Genomic DNA, 9,884 nt, shown 5'->3' on the forward strand with positions numbered 1-9,884 from the left:
CTGACACAGACTCCGACACCGAGACCGACGCCGACACCGACACCGACACCGACACCGACACCGACACCGACACCGACACCGACACCGACACCGACACCGACACCGACACCGACACCGACTGTTATCATGCCGCGTGTCAATCGACTCTGAAGCCAACCAGCCCCGGGGCTGATTTTTATATGCCCCGGTCCTGGCACTGCCATGCAAAAGGGGCACAGTTTCCTGCGCCCCTTTGTGGTTTCAGCTGCTGCGGCCCGCAGGCCGCAGACGCTTTATTTAAGCAGGTTCGGGATGATCGTAACCACCTGAGGCACCCACCACAACAGCGCCAGCCCGGCCACCTGGATCAGCACAAAAGGCACGATCCCGCGGTAGATATGGCCTGTGGTCACGCTCGAGGGCGCCACCCCGCGCAGATAGAACAGCGCAAAGCCAAACGGCGGTGTCAGGAACGAGGTCTGCAGGTTCACCGCAATCATGATGGTGACCCATTTCGGATCCATCGTGCCGCCATAGATCACCGGCCCGACGATCGGCACGACGATGTAAATGATTTCAAGGAAATCAAGCACAAACCCCATGAAGAACAGCACCAGCATCACGATCAGGAACACTTTGGTTTCGTTGTCAAAGCTGCGCAGAAACTGCTGGATGTACTCTTCGCCACCAAAGGAAATCACCACAAGATTGAGCAGCTGAGAGCCGATCAGAATGGTGAAGACCATCGAGGTCACCTTGGCGGTTTCGCGCACCACAACACCCAGAACCTTGGTGCGGAACAGCACCCAGCAGGCATAGAGGATACCACCCACGGCCACATAGTAGGCGCCCTGAGCCACAAAGTAGGCGATCCAGTCTTCCACCGGCACATTGCTCCGGCTGACGCGCAGGTCAAAGTTCACCCCGACCAGGATCAGCAGCAGCACCGAGAAGGTTGCCACCAGGATTGGTTTGCCGGTGCCGCCCTCTTCCTGCAGCTTGCGGAACGCCGCCAGCATAATCGCACCACCGGCCCCAAGCGCCGCAGCCGGCGTTGGATTGGTGATACCACCCAGGATCGAACCCAGAACAGCAACGATCAGCACCAGCGGTGGGAACACCACCCGGATCAGCTCGTTTTTGCCCAGCCGGGCCGCGCCGATTTTGGCACCGTAAAGTGTCAGAACCAGCGACGGGATCAGCAACAGGAACGAGATCCCGGGTGAGGTCAGCGGCGAGATCAGCAGCGCATCGGTCAGCAGACCAAGCACAACGCCAGCGCCACCAATCAGCAGGGGACGCATATCCGCAGAGGGAGACACACCACGCGCTGTGGTCAGGATCAGACCCATCATCAGGAACCCAATGGCGATACCTTTGCCCAGCGGCGCGGCCGCAGCAACTTTTGCCGCTCGGCTGGCGTCGATCTCTTCGTCACTCAGTCGCACAGAAGCTGTGGCGCCTCCATCTGCGTCAATTTCTGCCTGCTGGGTAACAGCGAGATCCCATTTTTCCTGACCATGCAGAGAAATGATCGAGGCTTTACACTGATCACTGACATTGGTGCGCAGAACCGCTGATTCAGAGGCGTCCGAATAGCTGGAAACCACGGTGGACTGGTTGCCGATGATATTGATCTGGCCCAGCATAATGGCGCCGAAAATCAGACCCACCGGCACCGCGAGGAACCACAACAGACCTTCACGACGGGTGATCACTTCACCGGTCTTGTCTGCAAAGGTCACCGCGGGTGCTTTGTGCGGGTTCAGCATCGCATAACCGAATGCATAGGCGGCATAGAGGAAAGCCAGCATGATGCCCGGCAGGATCGCCGCCTGAAACAGAGTGCCGACCGAGACAACTGCAGATTCCCCAAGGAAAGTCAGCGCATCGGTACAGCCGGCCTCCAGTGCACGTGCCTCCTGGGCGGCGGCATAGAGATCACCGGCCAGCGTTCCAAGCAGAACGATCACAATCGAGGGCGGAATGATCTGCCCCAGCGTGCCCGAAGCTGCAATCACCCCGGTCGCCAGCTCTGGCGAATAGTTGTTGCGCAACATCGTAGGCAGCGACAGCAGCCCCATGGTCACCACGGTGGCACCCACAATCCCGGTCGAGGCGGCGAGGAAGGCCCCCACAACCACAACTGATACCGCAAGACCACCCGGAAGCGGCCCGAAGACCCGCGCCATTGTGGTCAGCAGATCATTGGCGATTTTGGAACGTTCCAGCGTGATACCCATCATCACGAACATCAGAACCGCCAGCAGCGTTTCGATCGATGCACCGGCAAACACACGTTCGTTCATCCGGTTGACGATGAACGACAGGTTCCGCGTCATCGCCGTTTCCCAGCCACCTTGCAGCAGCGGTTCAACCACCGTGGGCAGGTCCGGATAGCGGAATTTGGTTATGGAGGATTCTCGGATGCCGGCCTCTGCCAGCTCCTTGAATGCGGCGCTGCTCTCGTCAACCGCCAGATGAGTCAGGATGCCGGAACTGTCCAGCGCCGCAATGATCCCGAAGGAAATAATCCCGGCGCCACCGATGGCAAACGCCACCGGGAAGCCGGACAGAATACCTCCGAAGAGGCAAAGGAATACGATGATAAGGCTGACCTCAACACCATCAAGTCCGAATAACATGTGTTTGTCCCGCCTTAGTTAATGGGTGCCTTCGTAGGCTTCTTCGCCCGCACCCAGAGTATCTTTGTCCAGGTACTTACCATCTGACCCTTCGCCTTCCCGGAACTCCAGGTAGGAGCGGAAGAAGAATGCAATCGCCTGCAGAAAGACCATGGCGCAGAAAGTCACGATGAGGATTTTGAACAGGAAGTAGCCGTTAAAACCGTTCGGGCTGAAGCCGATGGTCTCCACGTTCCATTTCACGATCCGTGCCTTTTTCAGCATCAGTTCCAGCGTCTGGTTGGCCGACACTTTTGGCGTGATCAGATTACGCCACAGGAAGAACCAGCCGTACATCCAGGTCAGCACCGCCACTGGCATCATGAAGAACAGCGAGCCGAACATGTCGATGATGCGCTGTTTGCGGAAGCTGACCGCCGAATAGACCAGATCCACCCGCACGTGACCGCGCTGCACAAACGTGTATGTCGCGGCAAGCGCAACAATGAGGGCATTGTAGAACTTCAGCTCTTCCGCCCACCAGGAGACGTCAAACGTCACCGCAGAACCAAACCCAAAGGTCAGCTCCGCCTGGGCGAAAATGCGCTGCACCAGAACGATGATGATCTGTTGCAGCACCATCAGCAGACCGGCCCAGGCCGCCACCCGGCCGACACCGTTGGCAATGCCTTCAAAGATCCGCACCATGCGCCACATCAGCGAATGACGGAACATGCAGACGGCAGTCAGCACAAAGAATGCGGTGAGTACCACAAAGAAAAACTCTGACGATCCGCCATAGTAGATGAACCGGATCAGGCTTTGCTTATCAGCCCAGTCGAGCCAGAGGCCCGGGTTGAGAAGCGCATATCCGAAGTTGTAAAATGCCAGTGCTATGTTCTGAAAGAACCACAGAATTCCATCCATTCCGCGCACCCCCTTATAGTTCCCGTCACGCCGTTGGCCCGGCGCGAGGACTTAGATATCAGGACGCCCCGATACACGATCAGGGCGTCCTTTTACTTAGCAATACAGTGGCTTAGCCCAGAACGCGGTCACGCTGTGCGCGATAAGCACTTTCCGACTTGGTGATCCAGTCCGAAGACGAAACCATCGAAGTGGAATAGCTGTCAAACACTTTCGCATAGAACTCGTCACCCAGGTTCTCTGCATGAACTTCCGCAGAAGCGTCGCCCATAGCATCCCAGACCGAGTCAGGGAATTCCAGCACTTTAACACCGGAAGACGCCAGACGCTGCAGCGCGGTACCGTTGTTGGCCAGGAACTGTGCCAGATTCCACTGGTGAGTCTCAGCAGAAGCGATCTCGATAACCTTCTGGTGTGCAGGCGACAAGCTGTCGAACACATCACGGTTAGTGGCCAGCGACAGACCAGCACCCGGCTCGTGGAAACCAGCGGTGTAATAGATTTTGGTGATTTCCTGGAAACCGGCTTTTTCATCAGCCCATGGGCCGATCCACTCGGTGCCGTCAATCGCGCCAGACGCCAGCGCCTGGTACACTTCGCCGCCCGGAAGGTTCTGAACCGATGCGCCCAGTTTGCCAAGTGCTTTACCACCGAGGCCAGGCATACGGAATTTCAGACCTTTGAAGTCATCGGGGCTGGTGATTTCTTTGTTGAACCAACCGCCCGCCTGTGCGCCGGTGTTACCAGCCAGGAAGGATTTCAGACCAAAGATTTCGCCCAGCTCATCATGCAGCTGCATGCCGCCGGCGTGGTGATACCAGTTCATCAGTTCCTGTGCGGTCATACCAAACGGAACCGAGGTAAAGAACGCATAGGCCGGGTGCTGACCCACGAAATAATAGTCTGCAGCGTGGTACATATCAGCCTGACCAGCGGTCACAGCATCAAAGACTTCGAACGCGCCAACAAGCTCGCCGGCTGCTTTCAGCTCAATGGTCAATTCGCCATCGGTCATTGCAGTGATCGAATCAGCAACGCGCTGTGCCGCATCATGCACACCTGCAAGGCCACGGCCCCAGGTTGTGACCATCGTCAGGGTACGTTTGCCCTGTGCGTAGGCCGGAGCGGCCAGAGCAGATGCACCAGCAGCTGCAGCGCCACCAAGAGCAGTTTTAGTCAAAAAAGAACGACGATCCATAGTTTCCTCCCAAAGAATTTTGTCGTCGCCCCCAAATCAGAGGGCGGACGGATCTGTTCACGTTCGAAGACGTTAGCCAGACCGGGCACCCAAATAAATACCGGATACTACGTAGTCGCGGTAGTTTATTCTCAATCTGCTGTTTTTACGCGATAAAATCGGTAGACGCCGTGGCAATTGACCTTCGGCAGACAAACCACCATCCTGCGGAGCGAACCACAACGGCGATATCCGAACCCTCATGCACCTGATCCGCAACCTGATTGACCGCCTGCGCCCCAGCTATGGCCAGAAGCTGTTTGCCCTTGCCACCATTCCGCTGGTGCTGGCGGTGACGGCGATTGCGCTGCTGGTGGCCAATCAGTCCCGGGCGCTGGCGGAACGCGAAATTGCCGACCTGGAAAAGCAGCTTATCGCCGCCAAACGCGCCGAGCTGACCAACTATATGTCCCTCGCCCGCACCGCGATTTCTGCCGTCTATGGCAATGCTTTACCGGACGATGAAGAGGCCAAGACACGGGTCACCCAGATTCTCTCCTCCATGCTCTATGGTCAGGAGGGCTATTTCATGGTGTTTGACTATGACGGCAACAATCTGGTGGCTCCGCGCAACACCGCGCTGATCGAAAAAAACTGGGCCGGGATGACCGATATTATGGGCACGCCGGTGGTGGCACCGCTGATCGAAAAAGCCCGCTTTGGCGCCGGCTATCACAGTTTCCTCTGGCCCCGCCCCACCACCGGGCGCGACGGGCAGATGATGGCCTATGCCCTCGGGTTGCAGGATTGGAAATGGGCCATTGTCACCGGAGTGTTTATCGATGACGTGCTGCAATCTGTGGCGGCGGCGCGCGCCAATGTAGAGGAACGCAATACCCGCACCTTCCGCTCGATCGGCCTGATCACCCTCGCCGCCCTGCTGATGGTGTTTGGCAGCGGCCTGGTGATCAACATCCGCGAACGCCGGCTGGCCGATGCCAAGCTGAAAGCGCTGACCCAGCGGATTTTCGACACTCAGGAAGAAGAACGCGGCCGGGTCGCGCGCGAATTGCATGACAGTATCTCCCAGATCCTCATCGGCGTGCGCTACGCGCTGGATCTGACCCGGCGCCGCATCGCCAAAGGTGACCCACGCGCCGAAGACAATCTGAACACCGGCGCCGAACGGCTCTCCAGCGCGATCCAGGAAGTGCGCCGCATCAGCCGCGATCTGCGCCCCGGGGTGCTGGATGACCTCGGCCTCGGCCCGGCGCTGCATGCGCTGACCGAAGAATTCCAGAGCCGCACCGGCATCTTGGTTGATCTGGAAACCGTGGTGTTCCGCAACCGGCTTGATCAGGACAGCCGCATCGCGCTCTACCGCATTGCCCAGGAAGCGCTGACCAATATCGAACGCCACGCCGACGCGTCCAAAATCGCAGTGCATCTGTTCGGGCACAAGTCCGGCGCCACGCTGCGCATCTCGGACAATGGCACGGGTATCCCCTCGGTGCGCAACTCTCCTGGTATTGGCCTGCGCAATATGCAAGAACGCTGCGACCAGCTTGACGGCCACCTGACAATATCAAGTTCCTCCAGCGGAACGACTATAGAGGCGCAGGTGCCGCTGACCCATATCCTGCCACCCGAAAGCGTGACAGCCCCAAGGAGTTTGCCATGACCCAGACCCGTGTAATGATCGTCGATGACCACCCAATGGTCGCCGAAGGCATCGAAGCACTGCTGGAAACCTGGGACGACCTGCAGGTGGTGGCCACGGTCTCCTCCGGCCAGGAGGCGATTGACTGTGTATGCGAGGTTGCGCCCGACGTGGTGCTGCTGGACCTCAACATGCCGGGCATCGGCGGGCTCTCCACCACCGAAATTCTGCTGGAACGCCGCCCTGAAACCCGGATTCTGATCCTGTCGATGCATGACAGCCCGGAATATATCTCCACCGCGCTCAGCCATGGCGCGCAAGGGTATCTGCTCAAAGACGTGCCGACCGAAGAAATCAAAACTGCGATTGATGCGGTGATGACCGGCGCCACCTATCTGTGCACCGGCGCCAAAGCCTCGCTGGCACCAAAGACCAAAGACGGGCGCGAGGCGCTCACCGGCCGCGAGCAGACCATCCTGCTGGAACTGGCGCAGGGCAAATCCAACAAAGACGTCGCCCACGCGCTCGATATCTCGGTGCGCACGGTGGAAACCCACCGCAAAAACATCAAACGCAAACTGGGCATTTCGTCCACCGCCGGGCTAACCCGCTATGCGCTCGACCACGGGGTGCTGCAAGGCACCGGCGTCAACATCTGACACCCCAGTCCGCGCCCGGGGCCCGGCAGATACGGTCACACTGGTCCTGCAGCAGCGATTCAGCGGCTGATTTTTGCGAAAATTTCACAAACACCGGCGGATTGCGCAACTTTCGCAAAGATTTTTGCGCTTTCCAGTTCGAAAACATACGCTTTCGCTGTTGACGCCCCCGCAGCCCGCCCATAATGTCGCCTGCAAGCAAAGGAGCCCCCAAGAGATGGCACAGACTGTCGTACTAATTGGAAAGATGCGCATGGGCCGGTGACGGTTGACCATATTGGTTCCCATGCGCCCCCGGTGAAACGGGGGCTTTTTTATGACCTGTAACGTGTGAGACGGAGAGTGAAATGACACGTCAAATGACCGGCGCGGAGATGGTAGTTCAGGCCCTGACAGATCAGGGTGTGGACACGGTATTCGGATATCCCGGCGGCGCAGTGCTGCCGATTTATGACGCAATCTTTCAGCAGAACGGCATCCGTCACGTGCTGGTGCGTCACGAACAGGGCGCCGTTCACGCCGCCGAAGGTTATGCCCGCTCCACCGGCAAACCCGGTGTGGCGCTGGTCACCTCCGGCCCTGGTGCCACCAATGCGGTCACCGGCCTGACGGACGCGTTGCTGGACAGTATCCCGATCGTGGTTCTGACCGGCCAGGTGCCAACATTTATGATCGGCACCGACGGGTTTCAGGAAGCCGACACCATCGGCATCACCCGCCCCTGTACCAAACACAACTGGCTGGTCAAAGACACCGACAAGCTGGCGGAAACATTGCACCAGGCGTTCCACATTGCGACCAACGGCCGGCCCGGCCCGGTGCTGGTCGACATCCCGAAAGACGTGCAGTTCGCCACCGGCGCATACACCCCGGACAATCAGGCCCGCACCAGCCGCTATCAGCCGCGCCTCAAGGCGGATCTGAGTGAAATCAACGCGCTGGTGGATCTGATCGAACAGGCTGAACGCCCGGTGTTCTACACCGGCGGTGGTGTGATCAACTCGGGCCCTGCCGCTTCGCAATTGCTGCGCGAACTGGTGGACGCCACCGGTTTCCCGGTCACCTCGACCCTGATGGGTCTGGGCGCCTATCCGGCTTCGGGCAAAAACTGGCTCGGCATGCTGGGCATGCACGGTCTCTATGAAGCCAATATGGCGATGCACGACTGCGACCTGATGATCAACATCGGCGCCCGCTTTGACGACCGCATCACTGGCCGCCTGCAGGACTTTTCGCCCAATTCGAAAAAAGTGCACATCGACATCGACCCCAGTTCGCTCAACAAGGTCATCCGCGTCGATCTGCCGGTGATCGGCGACGTGGGTCATGTGCTGGAAGACGTGCTGAAGATCTGGAAGTCCCGTGGCCGCAAGACCCGCACTGACGCCCTGCCCAAATGGCAGGCGCAGATAGAGGAATGGCGCGCCATTGACTGCCTCAAGGTCAAAGCCAATGAAAACGGCGTGATCCGGCCACAATACGCGCTGCAGCGGCTTGAAGCGCTGACCAAAGACATGGACCGCTATATCACCACAGAAGTGGGCCAGCATCAGATGTGGGCAGCCCAGTATCTTGGTTTTGAATCTCCCAACCGTTGGATGACCTCCGGTGGCCTTGGCACCATGGGTTACGGCTTCCCGGCTTCTATCGGCGTGCAGATGGCGCATCCCGACAGCCTGGTGATCAATGTGGCTGGCGAAGCCTCCTGGCTGATGAATATGCAGGAACTTGGCACCGCAATGCAGTACCGCCTGCCGGTGAAACAGTTCATCCTCAACAATGAACGTCTGGGCATGGTGCGCCAGTGGCAGCAATTGCTGCATGGAGAGCGCTACAGCCAGTCCTGGTCCGAAGCCCTGCCCGATTTTGTCAAACTGGCCGAAGCCTTTGGTGCCAAGGGCATTCTGGTCTCAGATCCGGCGGATCTTGACGACGCGATCATGGAAATGCTCAACCATGACGGGCCGGTGCTGTTTGACTGCCTGGTTGAAAAACACGAAAACTGCTTCCCGATGATTCCCTCGGGTAAACCGCATAATGAAATGCTGCTCGGCGACGCCTCCACTAAGGATGCGATCAAGACCGACGGCGCGGTTCTGGTGTAAGAAAGGTTCTGACATGTCTGCATTGCGTATCAAAAAAGGCTCGTCCAGCCATTCTGCTTATGATCTCCGCGACCCCAACGCCGAGACCATCGAACGCCACACCCTGGCGGTTATCGTGGACAATGAAGCCGGCGTTCTGGCCCGGGTTATCGGCCTGTTTTCCGGCCGCGGTTATAATATCGAAAGCCTGACGGTCTCCGAGATTGACCATGAATGCCACCTGTCGCGCATCACAGTGGTGACCAGCGGCACCCCGGCGATCATTGAGCAGATCAACAAACAACTGAGCCGCATCATCCCGGTTCATGAAGTACATGACCTGACGGCCGAAGGCCCCTCTGTGGAACGCGAGCTTGGCCTGTTCAAAGTCTCCGGCACCGGCGACAAACGAGTCGAAGCGCTGCGCCTGGCCGATATTTTCCGCGCCGCAGTGGTGGACAGCACGCTGGAAAGCTTCACTTTCGAAATTACTGGCAAACCGGAAAAAATCGATGCGTTTGCCGATCTCATGCGGCCGCTGGGTCTCGATGAAATGGCACGCACAGGCGTCGCGGCCCTCGGTCGCGGCGGCGCATGAAGCAAATTCCGTATTAAAACCAAGGCGCCGGGTTGAAACACCTGGCGCCTCTTTTTCATTCCGCATCAACTCAGATCACCACGCCTGCTCCGACCCTGCCACGGCAACAGCGCGCCCCTTGCTGCAGCCACACGCATAATTGAGTGGCTTCAGGGAATATTCACCTTGGCAAGATA

7 protein-coding genes are annotated in these 9,884 nt (G+C 58.4%); 4 read left to right on the plus strand and 3 right to left on the minus strand.

From position 1 onward, the window contains the following. Positions 1-272: 272 nt before the first annotated feature. From DWA01_RS17130 to DWA01_RS17140, 3 genes are all read right to left on the minus strand, one after another. Complete coding sequence (locus DWA01_RS17130) at positions 273-2,624, minus strand: TRAP transporter large permease (protein WP_114287029.1); 2,352 nt, start codon at positions 2,622-2,624, stop codon at positions 273-275. Positions 2,625-2,642: 18 nt separating this feature from the next. Then, positions 2,643-3,530, minus strand: a complete 888-nt coding sequence (locus DWA01_RS17135; protein WP_114287030.1) for a TRAP transporter small permease subunit — start codon at positions 3,528-3,530, stop codon at positions 2,643-2,645. A 112-nt stretch (positions 3,531-3,642) separates the two neighbouring features. Next, positions 3,643-4,728, minus strand: a complete 1,086-nt coding sequence (locus tag DWA01_RS17140) for a TRAP transporter substrate-binding protein (protein WP_114287031.1) — start codon at positions 4,726-4,728, stop codon at positions 3,643-3,645. Between the two features lie 241 nt (positions 4,729-4,969). Between DWA01_RS17140 and DWA01_RS17145 the strand changes: the two genes are divergently transcribed. From DWA01_RS17145 to ilvN, 4 genes are all read left to right on the plus strand, one after another. Further along, positions 4,970-6,388, plus strand: coding sequence for a cache domain-containing protein (locus tag DWA01_RS17145; protein ID WP_114287032.1), 1,419 nt, complete (start codon positions 4,970-4,972; stop codon positions 6,386-6,388). Beyond that, positions 6,385-7,026, plus strand: a complete 642-nt coding sequence (locus DWA01_RS17150; protein WP_114287033.1) for a response regulator transcription factor — start codon at positions 6,385-6,387, stop codon at positions 7,024-7,026. Before DWA01_RS17145 ends, DWA01_RS17150 begins: the two co-directional genes overlap by 4 nt. Positions 7,027-7,373: 347 nt before the next feature. Further along, positions 7,374-9,131: an acetolactate synthase 3 large subunit gene (locus DWA01_RS17155; protein WP_114287034.1), complete on the plus strand. Its 1,758-nt coding sequence runs from the start codon at positions 7,374-7,376 to the stop codon at positions 9,129-9,131. Between the two features lie 13 nt (positions 9,132-9,144). Further along, entirely contained in the window at positions 9,145-9,708 is a 564-nt protein-coding gene (gene ilvN / locus DWA01_RS17160) for an acetolactate synthase small subunit (protein WP_114287035.1), read from the plus strand. Positions 9,709-9,884 lie beyond the last annotated feature (176 nt).

The organism is Candidatus Halocynthiibacter alkanivorans (assembly GCF_003333265.1).
Classification (GTDB): domain Bacteria; phylum Pseudomonadota; class Alphaproteobacteria; order Rhodobacterales; family Rhodobacteraceae; genus Halocyntiibacter_A; species Halocyntiibacter_A alkanivorans.

Coding starts and splice junctions, on each gene's coding strand:
- DWA01_RS17130 (WP_114287029.1), bottom strand. CDS start 2,624: ATGTTATTCGGACTTGATGGTGTTGAGGTCAGCCTTATCATCGTATTC.
- DWA01_RS17135 (WP_114287030.1), bottom strand. CDS start 3,530: ATGGATGGAATTCTGTGGTTCTTTCAGAACATAGCACTGGCATTTTAC.
- DWA01_RS17140 (WP_114287031.1), bottom strand. CDS start 4,728: ATGGATCGTCGTTCTTTTTTGACTAAAACTGCTCTTGGTGGCGCTGCA.
- DWA01_RS17145 (WP_114287032.1), top strand. CDS start 4,970: ATGCACCTGATCCGCAACCTGATTGACCGCCTGCGCCCCAGCTATGGC.
- DWA01_RS17150 (WP_114287033.1), top strand. CDS start 6,385: ATGACCCAGACCCGTGTAATGATCGTCGATGACCACCCAATGGTCGCC.
- DWA01_RS17155 (WP_114287034.1), top strand. CDS start 7,374: ATGACACGTCAAATGACCGGCGCGGAGATGGTAGTTCAGGCCCTGACA.
- ilvN (WP_114287035.1), top strand. CDS start 9,145: ATGTCTGCATTGCGTATCAAAAAAGGCTCGTCCAGCCATTCTGCTTAT.